The sequence below is a fragment of the Roseateles sp. P4_D2 genome, assembly GCF_056401875.1.
In genome coordinates this window covers 22,847-45,958 of sequence record NZ_JBFUIM010000010.1, presented here as the reverse complement: position 1 = coordinate 45,958, position 23,112 = coordinate 22,847, and the positions used below count along the sequence as shown (strand labels likewise).

23 protein-coding genes are annotated in these 23,112 nt (G+C 67.6%); 10 read left to right on the top strand and 13 right to left on the bottom strand.

Annotated elements, in window-relative coordinates; genetic code table 11:
• Positions 1-51 precede the first annotated feature (51 nt).
• The 4 genes from AC1DW0_RS18470 to AC1DW0_RS18455 are packed head-to-tail and all read left to right on the top strand — an operon-like array spanning position 52 to position 4,413.
• Complete coding sequence (locus AC1DW0_RS18470; RefSeq protein ID WP_457389905.1) at positions 52-1,956, top strand: MFS transporter; 1,905 nt, start codon at positions 52-54, stop codon at positions 1,954-1,956.
• Entirely contained in the window at positions 1,953-2,207 is a 255-nt protein-coding gene (locus tag AC1DW0_RS18465) for a hypothetical protein (RefSeq protein ID WP_056200783.1), read from the top strand. The genes AC1DW0_RS18470 and AC1DW0_RS18465 overlap by 4 nt, the downstream gene beginning before the upstream one ends.
• Positions 2,204-2,947: a prolipoprotein diacylglyceryl transferase gene (locus AC1DW0_RS18460; protein WP_477947259.1), complete on the top strand. Its 744-nt coding sequence runs from the start codon at positions 2,204-2,206 to the stop codon at positions 2,945-2,947. The genes AC1DW0_RS18465 and AC1DW0_RS18460 overlap by 4 nt, the downstream gene beginning before the upstream one ends.
• The gene (locus AC1DW0_RS18455; protein WP_457389907.1) at positions 2,944-4,413 is read left to right on the top strand and encodes a radical SAM protein; all 1,470 of its coding nucleotides are present in this window, start codon (positions 2,944-2,946) and stop codon (positions 4,411-4,413) included. The genes AC1DW0_RS18460 and AC1DW0_RS18455 overlap by 4 nt, the downstream gene beginning before the upstream one ends.
• On the opposite strand, the gene AC1DW0_RS18450 is transcribed toward AC1DW0_RS18455, so the two are convergent.
• From AC1DW0_RS18450 to tgt, 3 genes are all read right to left on the bottom strand, one after another.
• On the bottom strand, positions 4,379-4,888 hold the full coding sequence (locus AC1DW0_RS18450; protein WP_457352176.1) for a hypothetical protein: 510 nt from the start codon (positions 4,886-4,888) through the stop codon (positions 4,379-4,381). The two genes, AC1DW0_RS18455 and AC1DW0_RS18450, sit on opposite strands and share 35 nt — an antisense overlap.
• Before the next feature lie 141 nt (positions 4,889-5,029).
• Entirely contained in the window at positions 5,030-5,584 is a 555-nt protein-coding gene (gene cysC, locus AC1DW0_RS18445) for an adenylyl-sulfate kinase (protein WP_056200800.1), read from the bottom strand.
• A gap of 2 nt (positions 5,585-5,586) precedes the next feature.
• The gene (gene tgt, locus AC1DW0_RS18440; protein ID WP_457352174.1) at positions 5,587-6,714 is read right to left on the bottom strand and encodes a tRNA guanosine(34) transglycosylase Tgt; all 1,128 of its coding nucleotides are present in this window, start codon (positions 6,712-6,714) and stop codon (positions 5,587-5,589) included.
• A gap of 68 nt (positions 6,715-6,782) precedes the next feature.
• Here tgt and AC1DW0_RS18435 point away from each other — a divergent pair, with 68 nt between their 5' ends.
• On the top strand, positions 6,783-7,586 hold the full coding sequence (locus AC1DW0_RS18435; RefSeq protein ID WP_457444287.1) for a substrate-binding periplasmic protein: 804 nt from the start codon (positions 6,783-6,785) through the stop codon (positions 7,584-7,586).
• A gap of 21 nt (positions 7,587-7,607) precedes the next feature.
• Complete coding sequence (locus AC1DW0_RS18430; protein ID WP_457352170.1) at positions 7,608-8,213, top strand: IMPACT family protein; 606 nt, start codon at positions 7,608-7,610, stop codon at positions 8,211-8,213.
• On the opposite strand, the gene queA is transcribed toward AC1DW0_RS18430, so the two are convergent.
• Entirely contained in the window at positions 8,165-9,229 is a 1,065-nt protein-coding gene (gene queA, locus AC1DW0_RS18425) for a tRNA preQ1(34) S-adenosylmethionine ribosyltransferase-isomerase QueA (RefSeq protein ID WP_457352168.1), read from the bottom strand. The genes AC1DW0_RS18430 and queA overlap by 49 nt on opposite strands.
• A gap of 137 nt (positions 9,230-9,366) precedes the next feature.
• On the opposite strand from queA, the gene AC1DW0_RS18420 reads away from it, so the two are divergent.
• Positions 9,367-10,119, top strand: coding sequence for a substrate-binding periplasmic protein (locus tag AC1DW0_RS18420; protein ID WP_457352166.1), 753 nt, complete (start codon positions 9,367-9,369; stop codon positions 10,117-10,119).
• A 36-nt stretch (positions 10,120-10,155) separates the two neighbouring features.
• On the opposite strand, the gene AC1DW0_RS18415 is transcribed toward AC1DW0_RS18420, so the two are convergent.
• The gene (locus tag AC1DW0_RS18415) at positions 10,156-12,522 is read right to left on the bottom strand and encodes a YCF48-related protein (RefSeq protein ID WP_477947254.1); all 2,367 of its coding nucleotides are present in this window, start codon (positions 12,520-12,522) and stop codon (positions 10,156-10,158) included.
• Positions 12,523-12,660: 138 nt separating this feature from the next.
• On the opposite strand from AC1DW0_RS18415, the gene recG reads away from it, so the two are divergent.
• Positions 12,661-14,718: an ATP-dependent DNA helicase RecG gene (gene recG / locus AC1DW0_RS18410; RefSeq protein WP_477947252.1), complete on the top strand. Its 2,058-nt coding sequence runs from the start codon at positions 12,661-12,663 to the stop codon at positions 14,716-14,718.
• 8 nt (positions 14,719-14,726) lie between these two features.
• Here the strand turns inward: recG and AC1DW0_RS18405 are convergent, their stop codons facing one another.
• The 8 genes from AC1DW0_RS18405 to panB all read right to left on the bottom strand — a co-directional run bounded on the left by AC1DW0_RS18405 (position 14,727) and on the right by panB (position 21,018).
• Positions 14,727-15,029 (bottom strand): hypothetical protein, encoded by a 303-nt coding sequence (locus AC1DW0_RS18405; RefSeq protein ID WP_477947250.1) that lies wholly within the window; start codon positions 15,027-15,029, stop codon positions 14,727-14,729.
• Positions 15,030-15,146: 117 nt separating this feature from the next.
• Positions 15,147-15,866, bottom strand: coding sequence for a LytR/AlgR family response regulator transcription factor (locus AC1DW0_RS18400; protein WP_477947248.1), 720 nt, complete (start codon positions 15,864-15,866; stop codon positions 15,147-15,149).
• Entirely contained in the window at positions 15,863-16,903 is a 1,041-nt protein-coding gene (locus AC1DW0_RS18395) for a sensor histidine kinase (protein WP_477947246.1), read from the bottom strand. Before AC1DW0_RS18395 ends, AC1DW0_RS18400 begins: the two co-directional genes overlap by 4 nt.
• A gap of 19 nt (positions 16,904-16,922) precedes the next feature.
• On the bottom strand, positions 16,923-17,819 hold the full coding sequence (locus AC1DW0_RS18390) for an alpha/beta fold hydrolase (protein ID WP_457392147.1): 897 nt from the start codon (positions 17,817-17,819) through the stop codon (positions 16,923-16,925).
• Positions 17,820-17,952: 133 nt separating this feature from the next.
• Complete coding sequence (locus AC1DW0_RS18385) at positions 17,953-18,654, bottom strand: peptidylprolyl isomerase (RefSeq protein WP_056200835.1); 702 nt, start codon at positions 18,652-18,654, stop codon at positions 17,953-17,955.
• 75 nt (positions 18,655-18,729) lie between these two features.
• Positions 18,730-19,374 (bottom strand): peptidylprolyl isomerase, encoded by a 645-nt coding sequence (locus AC1DW0_RS18380; RefSeq protein WP_457352156.1) that lies wholly within the window; start codon positions 19,372-19,374, stop codon positions 18,730-18,732.
• Position 19,375: 1 nt separating this feature from the next.
• On the bottom strand, positions 19,376-20,209 hold the full coding sequence (gene panC, locus AC1DW0_RS18375; protein WP_477947243.1) for a pantoate--beta-alanine ligase: 834 nt from the start codon (positions 20,207-20,209) through the stop codon (positions 19,376-19,378).
• A gap of 2 nt (positions 20,210-20,211) precedes the next feature.
• Complete coding sequence (panB, locus tag AC1DW0_RS18370) at positions 20,212-21,018, bottom strand: 3-methyl-2-oxobutanoate hydroxymethyltransferase (RefSeq protein ID WP_477947241.1); 807 nt, start codon at positions 21,016-21,018, stop codon at positions 20,212-20,214.
• A 301-nt stretch (positions 21,019-21,319) separates the two neighbouring features.
• Here panB and AC1DW0_RS18365 point away from each other — a divergent pair, with 301 nt between their 5' ends.
• Both AC1DW0_RS18365 and AC1DW0_RS18360 read left to right on the top strand, forming a co-directional pair.
• A complete protein-coding gene (locus tag AC1DW0_RS18365) occupies positions 21,320-22,243 on the top strand; it encodes a hydrogen peroxide-inducible genes activator (RefSeq protein ID WP_056200845.1) in 924 nt (307 codons plus the stop codon).
• Between the two features lie 68 nt (positions 22,244-22,311).
• Positions 22,312-23,034 (top strand): P-loop NTPase family protein, encoded by a 723-nt coding sequence (locus AC1DW0_RS18360; protein WP_477947238.1) that lies wholly within the window; start codon positions 22,312-22,314, stop codon positions 23,032-23,034.
• The last annotated feature ends 78 nt before the right edge of the window (positions 23,035-23,112 follow it).

Below are 23,112 nucleotides of genomic sequence, written 5' to 3'. Positions count from 1 at the left end.
TCACTGGGTGGTGCACCATGACTCGGCCCATCCCCCTCTCCGGAACAACGCATGTCTGATCCTCATTCGCATCCGAATCAATTTGCGCTGCTGGGCCAGCGCCGCTTCGCGCCCTTCTTCTGGACGCAGTTCCTCGGCGCCGCGAACGACAACGTCTTCAAGTTCGCGTTCACGCTGATGATCACCTACCAGCTGCAACTGGATTGGCTGCCGTCCAAGATGGCCGGCCTGGTCATCGGGGCGCTGTTCATCCTGCCCTACGTGCTGTTCTCGGCCACCAGCGGCCAGCTGGCCGACAAGCACGACAAGGCCAGGCTGATGCAGCTCGTCAAGAGCCTGGAGATCGCCATCATGGTGATCGCGGCCTGGGGCTTCTACGCGGCCAATGTGCCAGCGCTGCTGGGCTGCGTCTTCCTGATGGGCCTGCACTCGACGCTGTTCGGCCCGGTCAAGTACGCCTACATGCCGCAGCAGCTCAACGAGCGCGAGCTGACCGGCGGCAATGGCATGGTGGAGATGGGCACCTTCGTCGCCATCCTGCTGGGTCAGCTGCTCGGCGGCATCCTGGTCGATACACCGGTCGTCGGCCCGCAGCACGTGGCCTGGGCCTGCCTGGCGCTGGCCGTGGCCGGCCGCGTGACCGCGCAGGCCATTCCCGCCAGCCCGTCAACCGACCCTAATCTGGTCATCAACTGGAACCCCTTCACCGAGACCTGGCGCAACCTCAAGCTCGCGCATGAAGGCCTGGCGGTGTTCCGCTCGCTGCTCGGCATCTCGTGGATGTGGTTCTTCGGCGCCGTGTTCCTCAGCAACTTCCCCGCGTTCGCGAAGGAGGTGCTGCACGGCAGCCCGCAGGTGGCGTCGCTGCTCCTGGCGGTGTTCTCCATCGGCATCGGCATCGGCTCGCTGATGTGCGAGATGCTGTCCAAGCGCCATGTCGAGATCGGCCTCGTACCACTGGGCGCCATCGGCATGAGCGTGTTCGCCATTGACCTCTATTTCGCCGCCTCGGGCCTGCCCGCGGCGGCGCCCTACAGCGTCAGCACCTTCCTGGCCGTGACCGCTCACTGGCGCGTGCTGGCCGACCTGACGCTGCTGGCCCTGTTCGCCGGCCTCTACAGCGTGCCCATGTATGCGCTGATCCAGCTGCGCGCCCAGCCCAGCCACCGCGCCCGCATCATTGCGGCCAACAACATCCTGAACGCGGTCTTCATGATCGCCAGCTCCGTCATCGCCGGCGCCATGCTGGGCGCGGGGCTGACCATCCCGCAGATCTTCCTGGCCGTCGGCATCGCCAACGCGATCGTCGCGTTCTACATCTTCCTCATCGTGCCGGAGTACCTGCTGCGCTTCGCTGCCTTCGTGCTGACGCGCATCGTCTATCGCTTCCGCGTCGTCAACGACGAGCGCATCCCGACCACCGGCCCGGCCGTGCTGGTCTGCAACCACGTCAGCTTCGTCGACGCCGTGCTGCTGATGGCTGCCAGCCCGCGGCCCATCCGCTTCCTGATGGACGCGCAGATCTTCCGCATCCCCGTGCTCGGCTGGATGTTCAAGCTCGCCAAGGCCATTCCGATCGCGCCGCAGAAGACCGACCCGGCCACCTATGAAGCCGCCTTCGCGGCCGCCCGGGCCGTGCTGGCCGATGGCGAGATGGTCTGCATCTTCCCGGAGGGCGGCATCACGCGCGACGGCGAGCTGCAGCCCTTCAAGGGCGGCGTCATGAAGCTCATCGAAGGCATGCCCGAAGTGCCCGTCATCCCGATGGCGCTGGGCAATCTGTGGGGCAGCTATTTCTCGCGCGTCGAGGGCGGCAAGGCGATGGTCAAGCCGATGCGGCGCGGGGTGTGGAGCCCGGTCAGCCTGACGGTGGATCAGCCCATGCCGATGGCCACCGTGTCGCCTGATGGCCTGCGCACGCGGGTGCAGACCTTGCTCGCAGGAGCTGCATCATGAGCGACGCCCAGACCTCCTTCGGCCGCTTCGTCCTCGTCTGCATCCTGGTCGTCGCGACGCTGGGCTTCGGCCTCGCCGGCCTGTGCGGCGGCGTGTTCACCGTGGGCGCTTTGCCCGATCTGTTCTCGAAAGGCCCGGAGAACTACTCCACCGCCATGCTGGTCATCTCCGTGCCCAGCCTGCTGATCGGCGGTGGCCTGGCCTGGCTGTGCGGACGCAAGCTGGCCCGGATGTTCAGCAGCAGAGATTGATCGCCGACGCCACCACCGCCGCCTGGGTGCACAGCGCCTTCGCCTATGCCGGCATGGCCCTTGGCGCGGCAATGTGGCGCGGGACGCTGAAACGTCGGGACCGCGGCGGCGCATTGGCGCCTGGGAATTTCGGTGTCCTCGTCGGCCTGCTGATCGGCGCAGCCCTGGGCAACAAACTCGTCTTCCTCATCGAGCGGCCCGATGTGGCAGCAGCTCTCTGGCAGGGCGGCCAACTCATGCTGCCTGGCCAAAGCATCGTCGGCGGCCTGCTAGGCGGGCTCATCGGCGTCGAGCTCGCTAAGAAGCTGACCGGCCAAACCCGCAGCACCGGCGACGCCATGGTGCTGCCCATCGCCGTCGGCCTCGCCATTGGTCGCATCGGCTGCTTCCTCGCTGGCCTGCATGACGACACCTACGGGCTGCCGACGGCGTTGCTCTGGGGCGTGGACTTCGGCGACGGCATCCCGCGGCACCCAACCCAGCTCTACGAGATCGCCGTCGTGCTGGTCCTCGGCATCACGCTGAGCCGCGCGCGCTTCACCACACCCGGCCTGGCCTTCAAGCTCTTCCTGAGCGCCTACCTGCTGTGGCGCTTCGCAGTCGAATTCCTCAAGCCCGTGCCGGTCCCTTATCCGCTCGGCCTGTCCGGCATCCAATGGACCTGCCTCATCGCGCTCGCCGTCTACACCCCCATCGTGCTGCGCGCCTGGCGCCGGCCGCCCTTGCTCGCCACGCCATGACCCGCAAAGTCCGTCCCTACCTGTTCTACGACACGACGCAGTCCGTCTGCACGACCTGCCTGCGCCCTGTCGAAGCCAAGATCGTCATCAAGGACGATCACGTCTACATGGACAAGTGGTGCCCCGCGCACGGCACCGAGCGCGTGCTGGTCAGCGACGACGCGGCCTACTACCGGCAGTGCCGCGAGGTGTTCGTCAAGCCACCAGAGATGCCGCAGAGATTCGCGACGCCGATGAAGTACGGCTGCCCCTATGACTGCGGCCTGTGCCCCGACCACATGCAGCACAGCTGCCTGTCCCTCATCGAGATCAGCGACCACTGCAATCTGCGCTGCCCGACCTGCTATGCGGGCTCGGGCCCCGAGCGGCTCAGCCACCGCACGATGGAGGAAGTCATTGCGATGCTGGATGCCGTTGTTGCCAGCGAGGGCGAGGCCGATGTCGTGCAGATCTCCGGCGGCGAGCCGACGCTGCACCCGCAGTTCTTCGACATCCTGGATGCTGCCAAGGCCCGGCCCATCAAGCACCTGATGGTCAACACCAACGGTCTGCGCATCGCCCAGGACGAAGCCTTTGCCGAGCGGCTGGCAGGCTATGCACCGGGGCTGGAGGTGTACCTGCAGTTCGACTCGCTGCGGCGCGAGGCGCTGATGGACCTGCGTGGCGCCGACCTGCGCGGGCCGCATGACGCTGCGCTGGCCAGGCTGGACGCGCTGGGCATCTCGACCACGTTGGTCATGACGGTCAAGCGCGGCATCAACGACGACGAGATCGGCGACGTCATCCGCCACGGCCAGAGCTACGCCTGCGTGCGCGGCGTGACGCTGCAGCCCATCCAGAACGCCGGCCGTGTCGAGGCCTACGACGCGGCGAAGCACCGCCTCACCGTCAGCGAGCTGCGCCGCCGCATCGCCGAGCAGAGCGGTGTGTTCACGCTGGCCGACGTGCTGCCGGTGCCCTGCAACCCCGACACGCTGGCGATGGCCTACGCGCTGCGCAGCCAGGACAAAGAGAAGGGCCTGGTGCCGCTGACGCGCTATCTGGACGCCGCCACGCTGCTGTCCGGCGACCGCAGCACCATCGTTTTCGAGGGCGACCCGGCGCTGAAGGCCTCGGTCTTCAAGCTGTTCTCCACCAACCACTCGCCCGAGAGCCAGTCCAACTGCCTGTCCGAGCTGCTGTGCTGCCTGCCCAAGATCGACGCGCCCCAGCTCAGCTATCGCGACGTGTTCCGCGTGCTCATCGTTCAGTTCATGGACGCCCAGTCGCTGGACATCCGCGCGCTGAAGAAGAGCTGCATCCACATCGCCAGGCCGGACGGCCGCATGGTGCCCTTCGAGGCCTACAACCTGTTCTATCGCGACGAGCGCCAGGCCGAGCTGGCTCACATCCGCGCCGAGATCGATGCGCAGCGCGAGCAGCGCCTGCACTTCAAGCCGAAGGCGGTTCCACTCGTGCGCGCCTGAACAACCGCTTCACCCTCAGCTTGATCGCCCGCGCGGTACGCCAGGCCGAGCTGGCCCGCACCCAGGCCAGCAGCTCGGTCTTCCAGGCCGTCCAGCGAGCATAGAAGCGGGCGAACCAGGGCAGCTGCATCAGCGCCGGCTGGATGAGCTGGAACAACCATGCCAGCAGCGCCGTGCCCAGCAGTTTGGCCGCAACGACGATGCCCACGCCCAGCATGACGTGGCCCTCGGCCACCAGCCAGACGGCAGCCAGCTTGATCGGCAGGATCAGCAGGCTGGGCAGCACCAGCACGACGAAAGCCCAGCGCGGCGGCAGGCGCTGGAGCAGGGCCTCGAACTGGCGGATGAGCGGCAGCTTGGCCAGCAGCGCGAAGACGCGCCGCAACGGCTCCCAACCCCATTCCTCGAACAGGATGAGCAGGGCCAGGACGACGCGGACGAGCCAGCGCAGCGGAGCGAGCATCGACTTCAACATGGTCGGGGATCATGCCAGGGCGACGACGCAGTGCCAGAATCCCGGCGGCCCGATTCCAGGCCATGGACGACCCGGTTTTTCCAGCTGCGTGGCACCCCCACCGGGGATCTGTCCGCCGGGCAAGGGTGATGCAGGCGATCGCTAGCCGCTGATGACGCCGGCCGCGCGCAGATGCTCGAATGCCACGGCGGCGGCCTCGTCCGGCGACAGCGTGGCGGTCTGCAGGTGCAGCTCGGGCGACACCGGCGGCTCATAGGGCGAATCGATGCCGGTGAAATCCTTCAGCAGGCCGGCGCGGGCCTTTCGGTACAGCCCCTTGGGATCGCGCGACTCGGCAACGGCCAGCGACACGTCCACGTAGACCTCGAAGAACTCACCCGGTGCGAAGCGTTCGCGCACCGCCTGGCGGTCGCGCCGGAAGGGCGAGATCAAGGCCACGATGACGATCAGGCCCGCATCGGCCATCAGCCTTGCGACCTCGCCCACACGGCGCACGTTCTCGGCCCGGTCTTCGGCGCTGAAACCGAGGTCGCGGTTCAGGCCGGTGCGCAGAACGTCACCGTCGAGCAAGCAGGTGAGCAGACCATGGGCACGCAGGCGTTGATCAAGCCGACCGGCCAGCGTGGACTTGCCGGCGCCCGACAACCCTGTCAGCCAGACCACCGCGCCGCCAGGACGTTCCACTGCGGCGCTCATGTTCAGATGCCGCGCGCCCGATCGGCGTGGAACTGCACCCGCCAGGCCTCAAAGCGGCCCGCATCCAGCGCGTCGCGCATCTCCTGCATCAGGTTCAGGTAGTAGTGCAGGTTGTGCACGCTGGTCAGCATGGGGCCTAGCATCTCGCCGCAGCGGTCCAGGTGGTGCAGATAGGCGCGGCTGAAGCCCTTGCAGCATTCGCAGCTGCAGGTCTCGTCGACCGGCTTCTCGTCGGCCTTGTAGCGGGCATTGCGCAGGCGCAGGTCGCCAAAGCGCGTGAACAGATGGCCGTTGCGCGCATTGCGGGTGGGCATCACGCAGTCGAACATGTCGATGCCCTGGGACACGCCTTCGACCAGGTCCTCCGGCGTGCCCACGCCCATCAGGTAGCGCGGCTTGTTCGCCGGCAGCTTGTGGCCGGTGTGTTCCAGGATGCGCTGCATCTCGGCCTTGGGCTCGCCGACCGACAGGCCGCCGATGGCGTAGCCCGGCAGGTCCAGTTCGGCAAGGCCCGCCAGCGACGCGTCGCGCAGGTTGGTGAACATGCCGCCCTGCACGATGCCGAACAAGGCGTTCGGGTTCTCAAGGCGGTCGAACTCGGTGATGCAGCGCCTGGCCCAGCGCAGGCTCAGCTCCATGGACTGCTTGGCCTCGCGCTCGGTCGTCAACACGCCCTTGCTCTCATACGGCGTGCACTCGTCGAACTGCATGACGATGTCGGAATTGAGGATGGTCTGGATCTGCATGCTGACCTCGGGGGTCAGGAAGAGCTTGTCGCCATTGACGGGCGACGCGAACTTGACGCCTTCCTCGCTGATCTTGCGCATGGCGCCGAGCGACCACACCTGGAAGCCGCCGGAATCGGTCAGGATGGGCTTGTTCCAGCTCTCGAAGCGGTGCAGGCCGCCGAATTGCGTGACGACGTCCAGGCCCGGCCGCATCCAAAGGTGGAAGGTGTTGCCCAGGATGATCTGCGCACCCATCTCCTGCAGCGAGCGCGGCGTGACGCCCTTGACCGTGCCGTAGGTGCCCACGGGCATGAAGATGGGCGTCTGCACGACGCCATGGTTGAGCGTGAGCGTGCCGCGGCGGGCGCGGCCTTCGGTCTTGAGGAGGTCGAACTTCAGCATGGGGGCGCGATTGTCGCAGCCGGCCGGGGCTGGACGCGAAGCTGCCGAACCGCCACCATCGGCCCATGATGCGCGCATCGCTCCAGCCGCTGATTGCAGGCCTGCTGCTCGCCCTGATAGGGGAGCAGGCGGCCGCCCAGGCCTGCGGCCCGTACACAGCGGCGCTCTACCCCTATGCCCGCTTCTATTACGAAGACCCGCATACCGGGCCCGCCGGCATCGACAAGGACATGTTCGACGAGCTGGCGCGCCGTTCGGGCTGCCAGTTGCGGCTGGTGGTCGAGTCGCGCGTGCGCATCTGGGACCAGATGCGGCGCGGTGGCGTGCAGCTGACGCTGTCGGCGCTGGTGAGCCCGGAGCGCCGCGAGATCGCCGAACTGGTGCCCTATGCCCAGGGCCGCTACCAGGTGCTGATGCGCCGCGAGCTGGCGGCGCGCACCCCGACCATCGCCGCCTTCGAGGCCAACACCGAGCTGCGGCTGCTGGACGTGCGCGGCTATGCCCATGGCCCGACCATCGACGCCTGGGTGCAGCGCATGCGCAGCCAAGGTCGCCTCGTTGAGGCCGGCGACTTCAAGACCGCCACTCGCATGCTCAAGGCCGGCCGCGCCGACGCCCTGCTGGCCCTGCCCAGCGGCTGGGGCATCGCCATGGCCGCCTTCGACGACCCGGACGAACTCGTCCCCGTGGACGTCACACCCACCGAGCGCAATGCCGTCGCGCTGGCCATGGTGCGCAGCATGCCGGAGGACGACCGCCAGCGGCTGCGCCGCGCGCTGCAGGCCATGCTGGCCGAGGGCAAGGTCCACGAGATCCTGCGTCGCCATCTCGGCGACAAGGGCGCCCGAGCTGCGGCCTATACGGGTGACTGAGCACGGGACAATCCCCGCCACATGTCCCTGACCCTCGCGGCACCTGCCGAACACGAACTCGTCATCAAGAAGAGCCGCTTCCTCGGCCGCGTCGAGCCGTGCGCCGATCGCGCGGCCGCCCTGGTCCGGGTCGCCGAGCTGCGCGCCGCCCACCCCGGCGCGGCCCATGTCTGCTGGGCCCTGCTCGCCGGCGGGCATTCGGCCGCCAACGACGACGGCGAACCCGGCGGCACCGCGGGCCGGCCCATGCTGGACGTGCTGCGCCATCAGGGCCTGGACGGCGTGCTGGCGACCGCCGTGCGCTACTGGGGCGGCGTCAAGCTCGGCGCCGGCGGGCTGGTGCGGGCTTACACCGACTGCATCGCCCAGGCCTTGCTGACTGCCGACAAGATCGAGCGCGTGGCCCAGGTGGAGCTGGGCTGCGAGCTGCCTTACGAACTGGAAGGCCGGCTGCGCCGGCTGGCCGAACAGCATGGTGCCCAGCTCGTCGACGTGAAGCACGAGACGCGCGTCAGCATGCGCTTCAGCTTGCCCGTGACGGCGCGGGCCGCCTTCACAGCCGCCGTCGACGAAGCGGCTCAGGGCCGTGTGGCCTGGATGCGAGAGAGCAGCATCGCATCGCCATAGCTGAAGAAGCGGTAGCGCTGCGCGATGGCGTGGCTGTACAGCGAACGGATGCGCTCGTAGCCCGCAAAGGCGCTGACCAGCATCATCAGCGTGCTCCTGGGCAGGTGGAAATTGGTGACGAGGCGGTCGACGACGCGGAACTGGAAGCCCGGCGTGATGAAGATGTCGGTCTCGCGGGCACCCGCTTCCAGCTGACCGCCGCGCGCGGCCGATTCCAGCGCGCGCAGCGTCGTCGTGCCGACGGCCACGACGCGGCCGCCGCGCGCATGGCAGGCGGCGACGGCGTCCACCGTCGCCTGCGGCACCTCGAACCATTCGCTGTGCATCTTGTGGTCGGCCAGCTGCTCGACGCGCACCGGCTGGAAGGTGCCGGCGCCCACATGCAGGGTCACATGGGCGCTCGCAACGCCACGCTCGGCCAGGCGGGCGAGCAGGGCTTCGTCGAAATGCAGGGCCGCCGTCGGCGCGGCGACGGCACCGGGCTCCTTGGCAAACACCGTCTGGTACCGGCGCACATCGTCTTCGCCGTCGGCATGGGCGATGTAGGGCGGCAGCGGCACATGGCCGTGCGCCTCCAGCAACGCGAAGGGGTCGCCGGCGAAGCGCAGGTGGAAGAGGCCGTTGTCCGGCCCGCAGCGGCCCAGCACTTCGGCATCGAAGGCATCGGCAAACCGCACGCGGCTGCCCGGCTTGGGGCTCTTGCTGGCGCGCAGATGCATCCAGACTTCCTGGGTACCTGGCAAGACTCGTTCGATCAGGGCCTCCACCGAACCGCCCGTCGCCTTCACGCCGAAGAGACGCGCCTTGATGACCTGGGTGTTGTTGAAGACCAGCAGGTCGCCAGGATTCAGCAGGTCGGGCAGCTCACGGAAGACGCGATCCACGAGGTCGGCGCCACTCGCGTCCAGCAAACGCGAGCCACTGCGCTCGGAGGCCGGGTGCTGAGCGATCAGCTCGGGGGGGAGGTCGAAATCGAAGTCGGCGACCGTGTAGGCGGCGGCTGGGGAGGAGCTCATGAGGCGCGTTGGAGGGCCGGACAGACCCGTGCCAAAGGGAGGACGCATTGTCCCATCGGGCCGACCGCGTCTTATTCCACACCGTCGGCCGCTTGGTCATACGGACGTCAGCGTTGTCACCCTAGACTCGCGGCCCCGTGAAGCGCCGTACCTGTCTCGCCCTGCCCGCTGTCTTCGGCCTGCCCGCCGTGGCGGTCGCGGCGCCGGCCGAGCGCGCGCTGGTGGGCTTCACCGAAAACCTGGCGCCGCTGAATTACCAGGACGGCGCCGACGTTCGAGGCTTCAGCGTCGAGTTGCTGCGCAAGATGGCGGCCGCCGTCGGCCTGCCACTGGAACTGCAGGTGCTGCCTTGGCAGCGCGCCGTGCAGATGGCCGAGACCCAGCCCGCCAGCGTGCTGTTCTCGCTGACGCGCACGCCCGAGCGCGAGTCACAGTTCCAGTGGGTCGGGCCGATCGCGCCGCGGCGCGTGCTGATCTACCGGCTCACCAAGCGCGGCGACCTCAGCCTGCCCCAGCTCAGTGAACTGGGCGAGCGCCGCATCGGTGTCGTGCGCGACTCGGCGGCCGATCGCCTGCTACAGGCGGCCGGCCTCAGGCCGGGCATTGAGCTCGAGCACGGGCTGGACGACGCCACCAATGTGCGCAAGCTGTTGGCCAGCCGCATGGAGTTCGTCGTGCTGCTGGACTGGGCCGCCGCCTGGGCCATGCGCCAGCACAAGCTGGCCTACGCCACGCTGCAGCCGGTCATGGAGTTGGATGTCGCCCGCGCCTACTGGTACGGCCTGCGACCGGAGGCCGACCCGGCCTTGGTGAAACGCCTGCAAGCAGCGCTGGACGCGATGAAGCGCGACGGCCGCTATGAGCGGTTGAGGCAGCGCTACTTCCGCTGAGGGCGGGCGGCGCCATGCCGCCCGCGATCAACCGCCTCAGTTGCCGCCGTTGCCGGTTGCCAGCACCAGGCCGTTCACGCCCCCGATCCAGGCCGTGTTGATGTCCACCGCCTGGATGGAGGTGAGGTTGAGCAAGGTGCCGCTGGCCTGCTGGCGCCAGGTCTTGCCGCCGTCCTGGGTGGCCAGGATGAGGCCGCCGTCGCCGACGATCCAGCCCACCTTGGCGCTGGCGAACTTGATGTCCCGCAGCGTCAGGTTGTTGCCGGCCACCTTGAGCACGGCCCACTTGGCGCCGCTGTCTTCAGACTTCAGCAGCGCGCCTTCCGAACCCACGGCCCACACGGTCTTGGCATCGGAGAAGGCGAGGGCCTGCAGCGAAGCGGTGGTGCCGGTGTACACGGCGTTCCAGGTGATACCGGAGTCCGTAGAGACGTACACCGTGCCCGAGCCGCCGACAGCCACCCAGGACTGATCACTGAAGCGCATCGACGTCACGCCGTAGGGCACGCTCAGTTCCGTCCAGGTCTTGCCGCCGTCCTTGGTGTAGGCCGACAGTGCGCCACCGTAGCTGCGCTGCGACCAGCCCAGGTTCTCGTTCGAGAAATAGACGCCCGTGTAATACACGCCCGGCGAGACCGGGCTGGTGAGCCAAGTCTGGCCGCTATCGGTCGACTTGTAGAGGCGACCATCGGAGCCCACCAGCCAGCCGGTCGTCTTGTTGACGAACTGCACCGTCCGCGCCACGCCGAAGTCAGCGCTCTTGAGCTGCCAACTGGCGCCACCATCCTTCGTGGTGAAGGAGCGGCCCGTCGGGTCGGTCATGAACCCGTTTTTGGAGTCGCTGAAGGCCAGTGAGCCCGGATTGCTGCTGTAGCTGTCGATACTCGCGATCACCTTGGTCCAGGTCTGGCCCTTGTCCTTGCTCAGGTAGGTAGCACCCTGACTGTCCATGGTGGACAGGGTGTTGGCATCCACCCGGCGAAGGTTGTCGCCCGAGTAGCTGGACGAACTCTGGCTATTGGGGTTGTTGAGCCTCGTCCAGGTCTGCCCGCCGTCCTCGCTGAGCGCCAGGCTGTAATAGCTGCTGGCCACGATGTCATTGCCGCCCAGCGACACGTAGGAGTAATAGTAGTAATAGGGGTCGTTCAGCGGTACACCCAGCGCCGTCCACGTCGCGCCACCATCGGTGCTGCGCAGCAGGCCGTTGCCGCCCATGGCCACCAGCGTCTTGGCGTCTGCAGACATGCTGAGCAAACGCTGCACACCGGTCGACGTGCCCACGCCCTGGACATCCACCTTGGTCCAGGTGGTGCCGCCGTCCTGCGTGACGCGGAAGGTCTCGATGTAGTTGTACTTCTGCGTCGTCCAGTCGTAGCTGGAGCCCTTGGCAAAGAACGCGGCACGCAGGTCGTCGCGAGCGATCAGGTGGGTAGTATCGAAGTAGCTGCCGGCCGGCGGCGTGACGTCCAGCGTGCTCGTGTAGTTCGTGCCGCCGTCTGTCGACACGCGGACGCTGTTGTTCTGCAGGCTCCAGAACTTGCCGGTGGACGTGATCAGGTAGGGAACGGTCGTCAGAGTCTTCCAGGTGACGCCACCGTCCTTGCTGGCAAAGATCATCCCGTAATAGTTGCCGCCGGCGCCCGAGGTGCGGCCAACGTAGACCGTCTGGGCATCGACGGGCGTGATGGTGGCCATGTCGTAGCTGTACGAGGAGTCGGGCAGCTTGGACACGGCCCAGGTCGTGCCGCCATCGGTCGTGCGCAGCAGGGCCCCGAAAGCACCGGTAGCCCAGCCGTTGTTGGCATCGAAGAATTTGATGCCGTAGATGGACGCGGTGATGCCCGTGTTCTGGCGAAGCCAGGTAGTGCCGCCATCGGTCGTCTTGAAGATCTCGCCGTTTTCGCCACCGCGCCAAGCCGTGGTGGCATTCAGGAAATGCACGGAGTTGACGCGGTTGCCCGTCGGCCGGGGGTTCTGCCAGCACCAGCCGTTGTTGGACGCGCCCGTGCAATCCAGGCCCTTCACATTGGCGATGTTGGTGATGTTCAGCTTGCTGCGCACCTCGCGGCTGCTGCCCGCTTCGTTGGTGACCTTGAGCACCACATCGAACTCGCCGCCGCTGGCAAAGCTGTGGCTGGGTGCGGCATCCGTGCTGGTGCTGCCGTCGCCGAAGTCCCACTGGAACTTGAGGCCGCTCAAAGCGCCGGCGGAGTTGGCGAAGTTCACCGCCGTGGCCGACTCGGAGGTGGTCGGCGCGGTGATGGCCAGGTTTTCCGGAATGACGGTGGGTGCCGGCGGCGGGGGAGGCGTGCTGTCGCCCCCGCCACCACCGCAGGCCGTCAGCACGGCCGTGGCCAGGATGCTCATTCCCCATGCGCGCATGCGCAGCGTCAACTTCTGCATTGCAGTTCCTCCCCTGCCCTCAACCTGGGCTGTTTTTTCGGCCGCGATTGTGAAGCAAAAGAATGACGTTCCGCGCGCGCGCCGCTCAGATGGGGGGTCAGCCCGGGACGTGATTCCTACCACCGCACAATGCCGGCCATGTCCGAGGCTCCAACCCAGCCCCGCCCCGTTGTCAGCAAGTCCGCGCCGCAGAAGGCGATGGAAAAGCTCGGCCTCGTGCGCGACATCGACCTCGCCCTGCACCTGCCGATGCGCTATGAGGACGAGACCCAGCTGATCCCCATTGCCGCGCTGCGCGAGAACGAGCCGGCGCAGGTTGAGGGCGTCGTCGTCGACTGCCAGGTGGAGCTGCGCAGCCGCCGCCAGCTGCTGGTGCGCGTGAAGGACGACTCCGGCACGCTGCTGCTGCGCTTCCTGCACTTCTACCCCTCGCAGCAAAAGCAGATGTCGGCGGCCACCCGGCTGCGCGTGCGCGGCGAGGCACGCGTCGGCTTCTTCGGCCGCGAAATGGTGCACCCCGTCGTCAAGGTCGTCGACGAGGACACGCCGCTGGCTCAGTCACTGACCCCTGTCTACCCCGCCTCGGCCCAGCTGCCCCAGGCCTATCTGCGCAAGGCGGTAGCCTCGGGCCTGGCGCGCGCGGACCTGCGCGAGCTGCTGCCGGCCGGCGTGGTGCCGCAGGGGCTGCCGGGCTTGAAGGACGCACTGCACTACCTGCACCACCCGCCACCCAGCGCCTCGCTGGCTGCGCTGGAAGACCACAGCCACCCGGCCTGGCAGCGGCTCAAGTTCGAGGAGCTGCTGGCTCAGCAGTTGTCTCAGCTGCAGGCGCAGCGCGAACGTGCACTGCTGGCGGCGCCGGCCCTGCGCGCCCACCCTGGTGGCCTGCACGAGAAGCTGCTCGCGGCCCTGCCCTTCCAACTGACCGGCGCTCAGCAGCGCGTGTCCGAGGAGATTGCGCAGGACCTGGCCCGGCCACAGCCGACGCACCGGCTGCTACAAGGCGACGTCGGTTCAGGCAAGACCGTCGTCGCCGCCTTGGCCGCGGCCGTGGCCATCGACGCGGGCTGGCAGTGCGCGCTGATGGCACCCACCGAGATCCTGGCCGAGCAGCATTTCCGCAAGCTGGTGCAGTGGCTGGAGCCGCTGGGCCTGAAGGTCGCGTGGATCACCGGCAGCGTGAAGGGCAAGGCGCGGCAGAAGATGCTCGATGCCGCCGGCTCGGGCGAGGCCCAGCTCGTCATCGGCACGCATGCCGTCATCGAGGACAAGGTGAAGTTCGCCCGGCTGGGCCTGGCCATCATTGACGAGCAGCATCGCTTTGGCGTGGCGCAGCGGCTGGCCTTGCGCAACAAGCTCAAGGCGATGGACCTGGAGCCCCACCTGCTCATGATGAGCGCGACACCGATCCCCCGCACTCTGGCGATGACCTATTTCGCCGACCTCGATGTGTCCACCATCGACGAGCTGCCGCCCGGCCGCAGCCCCATCGTGACCAAGTTGTTCACCGAGTCCAAGCGCCACGACGTGGTCGACAAGATCCGCATGGCGGTGGCGGACGGGGCCCAGGTGTACTGGGTCTGCCCGCTGGTGGAGGAGAGCGAGGCGGTGGACCTGCGCAACGCCACCGAGACCCACGCCGAGCTGAGCGGGGAGCTGCCGGGCTGCAGCGTGGGCCTGCTGCACGGCCGCATGGCCGCGGGCGAGAAGGCGGCCGTCATGGCGCAGTTCTCCGAGGGTGCGATGCGCGTGCTGGTGGCCACCACCGTCATCGAGGTCGGCGTGGACGTGCCCAATGCCAGCCTGATGGTCATCGAGCACGCCGAGCGCTTCGGCCTCGCGCAGCTGCACCAGCTGCGCGGCCGCGTGGGCCGTGGCGCCAAGGCGAGCGTGTGCGTGCTGATCTACAGCCCGCCGCTGTCCGACACGGGCAAGTCACGGCTCAAGGCCATGGCGGAGACGACCGACGGCTTCGAGATCGCGCGGCGCGACCTGGACATCCGCGGCCCGGGCGAGTTCATGGGCTCGCGCCAGAGCGGCGCTGAGCTGTTGCGCTTTGCCGATCTGCAGGAGGACGCACCCCTGCTGGTTGCGGCGCGCAAGCTCGCCCCCGAGCTGCTGGACCGCCACCCGGCCGCCGCGGCGGCGCAGGTCCGGCGATGGCTGGGGACGAAGGCTGAGTATTTAAAGGCCTGACGCTCGCTTCACTTGCAGGTGAAGTTCTTCTCGTTGACCTCGCGCACAAAGCCCCTGCCGCAGGCCGCCACGGCCTGTTCGCTCATCTTGGAATTGCAGGCATAGCTCTTCTCATCGACCGCGTGCACATTGCCGATGCCGCAGGCCACGATGGCTTGCTCGCTCATCTTGGCGGCGGCGACGGCGCCGGCGTCGGTCGGCGTCTTGGCGGCGCTGGAGTCCACCGGCGCCGCGGCGGGCGGGGCGAAAACGCAGGCGGTGCACAGCGCGGACACGACGAGGGTGAGCGAGAACGAGGCGAGACGGATCATTGCGAATGTGGTGTTTGGAGTTGGAAAGCGCCGCAGCTTAGTTGACACGATGCGGCGCTCGCGCCGGAGACGACGAACCGCCGATTGGCGGCGTCAGCCTGCACGCGTGCGCGACAGTCAGAGTTCCAGCTTCTCGCGCAGCAGCCTGGCCTGCCGCCTCGACACCTCGACCTGATGCCCATCGCGCAGCGTGACGCGATAGCCGTCGTTGCTCCAGGGCTGGATGCCCTGGATCCAGCGCAGGTTGATCAGATGGCTGCGGCTGGCGCGGAAGAAGAGCTGTGGGTCAAGCTTCTCTTCCAGGCTGGTGAGAGTGCGGTTGATCAGAGGGCGCTGACCGTCGAACCAGGCCTGGGCATAGTTGCCGCAGGCCTCGAAGCCGGCCACTTCGCCCAGGCGCACGAACCAGCAGCGCTCGCCATCGCGCAGGAAGACCATGTCGTCGACGCCCTTGAGCGTTGTCGCCGGTGCTGCGACGGGCGCGGGACGCAGGCGATCGCGGGCCTTGGCAAGCGCCGCTTCCAGACGGTCAGCGGCTATGGGCTTGAGCAAATAGTCCAGTGCATTGCGCTCGAAGGCGGCCAGCGCATGCTGGTCATAGGCCGTCGTGAAGACGACGAGCGGCATGTGTTCGAGTTGGTCGAGCAGGTCGAAGCCGGTGGCGCCGGGCAGTTCCACGTCGAGCAGCAGCAGCTCCGGTTGCAGCGTGTCGATGGCCTCGCGCGCCGGCGCCAGCTCGGCGGCCTCGCCGACGATGTCGGCATCGGGGATGGCCGCCAGCAGCGTGCGCAGCTCCTGGCGGGCCAGGCGCGAGTCCTCGACGATGTAGATCCTCATGCGTTCAGTTCCACGGTGACGTTGACGCGGCCGTCGGCCGCCGCGATGCGGCAGCCCGCGCCGTCGCCGCCAGCGCGCGCGAGGCGCTCGCGCAGGTTGGCCAGGCCCAGGCCGGTACTGTCCGTCGACCCCGGCTTCCATTGGCCTGGGTTGTCGACGGCAATGTTCAGCTTGCCGCCGTCGCGCCCGATATGGATGTCCACGACACCACCACCGGCCGTGCGCGCGATGCCATGCTTGATCGCGTTCTCCACCAGCAACTGCAGCAGCATGGGCGGCACGCTGGCGCCCGCCGTGGCCGGGTCGACCTGCCAGTCCACGCGCAGCCTCTCCTCATGGTGCAGCTGCTCCAGCGCGATGTAGTCGCGCACGACGGCCAGCTCGTCGGCCAGCGGCACGCGTTCCTTGGCGCTGTGCTGCAGCGTGTGGCGCAGCGTGTTGGACAGGCGGCTCAGCATCTCGCGGGCACGAGTCGGGTCCTCGTTGATGAGGGCACGCAGGTTGTTCAGCGCGTTGAACAGAAAGTGGGGGTTGATCTGGGCGCGCAGCACCTGCAGCTCCAACTCGCGCGCGGCGGCCTCGGCCTGCCATTTGGCGACCTCGCCGACACGCCAGCGGTGCAGCATCTGCAGGCCCATCCAGACGGCCATCCACAGCCACAGCATGATGGTGGTGTTGACCGTGTAGCTCAGCAGCACCAACCAGCCTTGCGGCACATTGGGTGGGAAGTGCAGCAGGCCGAGCGAGATCCCGGCCCAGTTGATGGCGAAGAGCACGACCTGCACTGCCAGGGCGAACAGCGGCGGCAACAGGGCCAGGCGCAGCAGCAGGGCGGGTGGCGAACGGTCCAGCCAGGCGCGGCGCAGGGCCAGGGCGCGCAAGCCCTCGCTGGCCGCCCACAAGCCGCCACCGACGCAGCCCATCACAAAGACGAAGGACGCATTGAGCGGCTGGAAGCTCGCCACCATCGCGAGCGAGATGGCCACATAGCCGCCCCACAGCAGCGCCTGCACCGCCATCCGCTTGCGCGTGTCCATGCCCCTGAGCCCCCTCGATCTACTTGCCGGCGGCCAGGAAGCCCTTGACCTCGCCAACCAGCCAGTCGGCATCGTCCCACATGAGGAAGTGATAGCCGCGCTGGCTCATGGACACCTTGGCGCCGTTCAGGCCGGCGTACTGGGCCTCGAAGATCTTCTTCGTGCTCTCCAGCGTCGAGCCCATGGGCTCGTAGGCGGCCCAGGCGCCCAGCACCAGCGTCGGCGCAGTGATGCGGGGCAGCAGCGGGCGCAGGTCGTCGCCCCACAGCTCGGACATGGCCTGAGCCGTTGTCGCACGGTCGCTGGCCAGGCCCCAACCGACGATGCGCTCGGCGTTGGCCGGGTTGCGGCTCATGCCACCCGCGCCCTGGCGGGTGCCGGCCTCCCATTGCTCCTTGGAGCCGGCCAGCATCTGCTGGCGCATGCCAGCCGCCATGCCGCGCGCAGCTTCGGGCGTCATGCCGCGCAGGCCAGCCAGGAAGGGCAGGGAGTCGACGATGACGAGGCGCTCGATGCGGCCGGGCTTCTCCGCCGCCATCTGCAGGGCCAGCACGCCGCCCAGGCTGTGGCCCATCACGACAGGTCGGTCGAGCTTGCGGTCGTCCAGGTAGGCCAACAGGCGGTCGCGCATGCCGGCCAGGAAGTTGTCCGTCACCACCGCAGGCGCGCCGGCAAAGCCGGGCAGCTGCACGATGTGGCATTGCACGCCGGGCTGCAGGGCAGCGCAGGTCTCCGTCCAGGTGCTGGCCGCGCTGTTCAGGCCAGGGATCATGACGACCGGCCGGCCCTGGCCGACCAGGTCCACGCGCAAGTCACGGAACTCGGTCGTCGCGGCCTGAGTGTTGCTCACCCAAAGGGCGGTGGCGATGCCCACGGCGGCGCCGAACAGGCCGATCCACGAGGTCTTGCGGGTCATGGCGTCTTCTCCATCAAAGTTGTGATGGAGGCATGTTGGCCATGTCCAGGCCGGGCTGCCCGGGCCCGATGACGAACGGCAAGCCGCGCTGACGAATGGCGAGCCGCCAGGACGGACGGGCCTACTTCAGACCTTACTTCAACCTTTGGGCCCAGTAGACCAGCACCTCGGTGCGCGGCTCGATGTCGGTCGAGCTGTAGGTGTAGGTCGGCACGACGTTGATCGCGTCCAGCGTGTTGAGGCCGGAGATGATGCGACCGAAGACGGCATAGCCCGGGTTGGCGGCGCTCTGGTAGTCCAGGCTGGTGTTGTCCTTCACGTTGAAGAAGAACTGGCTGGTCGCCGAGTCCGCATCGCTGCGGCGGGCCATGGCGATGGTGCCGCGCAGGTTGGACAGGTCGTTGTTGCTTTCCAGCTTGATCGGCGCATACAGCGGCGTCTTGGTGACCATGCCGCTTGTGTAGCCACCGCCTTGGACGACGAAGTCGCGGTCGACGCGGTGGATCAGCGTGCTCGTGTAGAAGCCCGCCGAGACGTATTTGTAGAAGTTGGCCACCGTCAGCGGCGCGTAGGTGTCGTAGAGCTCAACGACGATCTCGCCGCTGCTCGTCAGCATGCAGACCGTGCCCCATTGGCTCGCGGCGGACGCGGCCAGGCCTGCGGGGCTGCATGACTGCGTGGGCGGATTCGGGTTGGGATTGGGGCGCGGGTATTGGGTGCCGCCCCCACCGCCTCCGCCTCCGCCGCCCACTTCGATCTCGACACCGCCGCCGCAGGCGCTGAACAGGGTGGCCGAGCCGGTGACCAGCAACAAGGTGGCGAGACGTTTGAACATGGCAGGACACCCGCGAGGTGAAGGGGCCTGCCTAACGAAGCGGCCCGCCGTCTGGACGACAGCGGACGCAGCTTGTTACGGAATCACCTTGGCATCGGTGATGGTGATGTCGACGAGCGGCACGTCCGAGGCATTGGTGTTGACCGCACGGATCTTGTCCACGATGTCCATGCCCGCCGTCACCTGGCCGAACACGGCATAGCCAGGGTTGGCGGCACTGGCGTAGTTCAGGCTCGTGTTGTCCACGGTGTTGATGTAGAACTGGCTGGTGGCGCTGTCGGGCACCGAGGTGCGGGCCATGGCCAGCGTGCCGCGCAGGTTGGACAGGCCGTTCTGGCTTTCCAGCTTGATGGCCGCGTAGGTCGGCGTCTTGTCCCGCAGGCCGTCCGGCCCGCGCGTGACACCGCCGCCCTGGATGACGAAATCCCTGATGACGCGGTGGAAGACCGTGCCCTTGTAGAAGCCGTCGTTCACATACTTCAGGAAGTTGTCCACGCTGATGGGTGCGTGGTTGTGGTCCAGGCCCAGCTCGATGTCGCCCATGGAGGTCGTGATCTTGACCTTGTGCGTGACGGTCAGGGTGACCGGCGTCGAGGGCGGCGGCGGGGTGACAGGGTCACCGCTGCTGCCGCCACCGCCACCGCAGGCGGCCATGGTCAGCACAAGGGAAGCGGCGGCCAGGGCCAGCAGCGGGCGGCGGCGCAGTCGAATCTTTGTCATTTCAAGTTTCAAGGTTATCGATCAAACGGGTGCTGCCTAGTTTCGCAGCTCCTAACGCGACCAGCGGCTGACCTTCCACCGCTGCCCCAAGATCGTGCTGCCGGCGCAGCGTCAGATAGTCTGGCGCCCAGCCCGCATCGCGCAGCGACTGCAGCGCCTGGGCTTCCATCCCGTCCAAGTCGCGCTCTCCGGCGTGCCAGCGGGCGATCAGCTCTTTCAGCGTTCGGGACAGCCGCAGCGCCTCGGTCTTCTCGGCCTCGCTCAGGTAGCCGTTGCGCGAAGACAGCGCCAGGCCTTGCTCGCTGCGGCGCGTCTCGCCGCCGTGGATCTCGATGGGCAGGGCCATCTGCGCCGTCATGCGGCGCAGCACCATCAGCTGCTGGTAGTCCTTCTTGCCGAACACCGCCAGCGTCGGCTGCACGATGTTGAAGAGCTTGTGCACGACGGTGCAAACCCCCGTGAAGAAGCCGGGGCGGAAATGGCCTTCGAGGATGTCGGCCAGCTCGGTCGGCGGGCTCACCTTGTAGCCCTGCGGCTCGGGATAGAGCTCCTTCTCGCTCGGCGCGAAGACGATGTCGCAGCCGGCGCCTTCGAGCAGCGCGCAGTCGCGCTCCAGCGTGCGCGGGTAAGTGTCGAAATCCTCGTGTGGCGCGAACTGCAGCCGGTTGACGAAGATGCTGGCGACGACGGCGCCCGCCGGGCCGACCAGCTCGCGCGCCTGCCTCGCCAACTGCAGATGGCCGTCGTGCAGATTGCCCATCGTCGGCACGAAGCCGCGCTGGCGGTGGATGGCGAGGGCGTCGCGCAGTTCGGCGATGGTGTGGATGACTTGCATGGTCAAAACCCGTGCACCTCATTCACCGGAAAGGTCTTGGCCTTCACCTCGTCCACATAGCCCTTCACGGCGGCCAGCACGGAGTCCTTGCCGGCCATGAAGTCCTTGACGAAGCGCGGCTTCCTGCCCGGCGTGATGTTGAGCATGTCGTGCAGCACCAGCACCTGGCCCGAAGTGCCCACACCCGCGCCAATGCCGATGACGGGCACGGGGGATTCAGCGGTGATCTCGGCGGCCAGCGCAGCCGGCACCATCTCATACAGCAGCATGGCTGCGCCCGCCTCCACCAGTTCCCGCGACTCGCGCTTCATGCGCGCCGCGCCAGCCTCGTCGCGGCCCTGGACCTTGAAGCCGCCTAAAGCGTTCACCGTCTGCGGCGTGAAGCCCAGGTGAGCGCAGACCGGGATGCCGCGCTCGCTGATGAAGCGCACCGTCTCGGCCGTCCAGCCGCCACCCTCGAGCTTGACCATATGGGCACCGGCTTTCACCAAGGCCGCAGCGCTTTTCCAGGCCTCTTCCTTGCTGACGTGATAGCTGTCGAAAGGCAGGTCGGCAATGATCCAGGCCCACTTGTGGCCGCGTGACACGCAGAAGGTGTGATAGACCATGTCCTCCAGGCTGACCGGCGCCGTGGAGCCGCGGCCCTGCAGCACATTGCCCAGGGAATCGCCGATCAGCAGGATGTCGACACCGGCTTCATCGAGCAGGCTGGCGAAGGCCGCGTCGTAGCAGGTCAGCATGGCGATCTTCTCGCCGCTGGCATGCATCTGCGCCAGGCGCGGCAGGGTCATGGGCTTGCGGTCAATCATGGCCACCTCTCAGTGAAAACCCTGGGACCACCCCCGAGGCGGCCGCAGTGTAGCGTTCGGGCCTTGCTCCGGTGGCTGAGCATGGCCGAGGGACTGGCGAGGCGGGCCGCTGGGTAGGCGCGACGACGAATGTGGGCTTGTGCCCACGAGGCGGAGCAACACCCCCAGCGGCTCGAAGCGCCAGACCAGCGGCCATGCAGCGCTTCGGATCGGAGTGGTGAGCGCCGACAAAGACATGAGGTTTTGATGTGACAAGCATTTCGAGCAATGGCGAGCGGTCAGCTGCCGGGGCAAGGCCTGTATGACCCTCACAGAGTTGCGCTACATCGTCGCCGTCGCCCGCGAGCGGCATTTCGGCCGCGCGGCCGAGGCCTGCCACGTGTCGCAGCCGACGCTGTCGGTGGCCATCAAGAAACTGGAAGAAGAGCTGGACCTGAAGATCTTCGAGCGCGGCGGCAACGAGGTGTCGGTCACGCTGCTGGGCGACGAGATCGTGCGGCAGGCGCAGTCGGTGCTGGACCAGGCCGGCGCCATCAAGGAGATCGCCAAGCGCGGCAAGGACCCGCTGGCCGGTGCACTGCGCCTCGGGATCATCTACACCATCGGCCCCTATCTGCTGCCCGAGCTGGTCAAGCACACCATCGAGCTCTACCCGCAGATGCCGCTGATGCTGCAGGAGAACTTCACGGTGAAGCTGCTGGAGATGCTGCGCACCGGCGAGCTGGACTGCGCCATCATGGCCGAGCCCTTCCCCGAGGCGGGCCTCGCCACTGCCCAGCTCTATGACGAGCCCTTTGTCGTCGCGCTGCCGGCCGTGCACCCGCTGGCCACGCGCGAGACCATCAGCGCCGAGGAACTCAAGCGCGAGACCATGCTGCTGCTGGGCACCGGCCACTGCTTTCGCGACCATGTGCTGGAGGTCTGCCCCGAGTTCGCGCGCTTCTCCAGCGATGCCGAGGGCATACGGCGAAGCTTCGAGGGCTCGTCGCTGGAGACGATCAAGCACATGGTCGCCTCGGGCATGGGCGTGACCGTCGTGCCCGCACTGAGCGTGCCGCGTGAGCCGAGCCGGCATCTGCGCTTCGTGCCGTTCAGTGAGCCCATTCCGACGCGACGCGTCGTGCTCGCCTGGCGGCGCAGCTTCACGCGCTACGAGGCCATTGCGGCGCTGCGCAATGCCATCTACGCCTGCCAGCTGGACGGGGTCACCCGGCTGTCGCAGTGACGGCCTGATACAGCCATGCTGCGCCGCACAATGTTCTACTGCGCATCATCTTCACATCCGCCTTCACCATGAGCACCCCTCCCGCTGACACCACGGCTGGCGCCATTCATTTCGTTGGCGGTGAAAAGGGCGGCGTCGGCAAGTCGCTGCTGTCGCGCCTGCTGGCGCAATACATGATCGACCGCGGCATCCCCTTCACCGGCTTCGACACCGACCGCTCCCACGGCGCGCTGCTGCGCTTTTATGCCGACTACGCCTCACCGGCGCTGGTGGACAACTTCGAGGCGCTGGACGCCATCGTCGAGAGCGCGCTGGCCGAGCCGGGCCGGCGCGTGCTGGTGGACCTGGCCGCGCAGACGCATGAGCCGCTGGCGCGCTGGATGGATGAGTCCGGTGTGCTGGAGCTGGCGGCCGAGGCCGGCGTGGCTGTGCACTATTGGCATGTGATGGACGCCGGGCGCGACTCGGTGGACCTGCTGGCCCGTCTGCTCGACCGCTTCGGCGACCGGCTGCGCTATGTGCTGGTGCTCAACCAGCTGCGCGGCGACGACTTCTCGCAGCTGGAGCGCTCCGGCCAGCTCGCCCGCGCTCAAGGGCTGGGCGCCCGCACCATGCCGCTCAAGCATCTGCAGGACGCGGTGCTGCGCAAGATCGACGCGGCGGACGCGAGCTTCTGGTCGGCCCGAACCGCGTCCAGCGGCGAAGGCGCCAAGCTCGGCCTGCTGGAGCGCCAGCGCCTGCGCGTGTGGCTGGCGCTGGTGGAGAGCGAGCTGGCGCGGCTGGGCGTTTAGGGCGAGACGGTGCAACATCGGGCGCCGCCCGCGCGGCGCTTGATGATGATTTTGGCTATTGGTAGATTAGTTCTATTC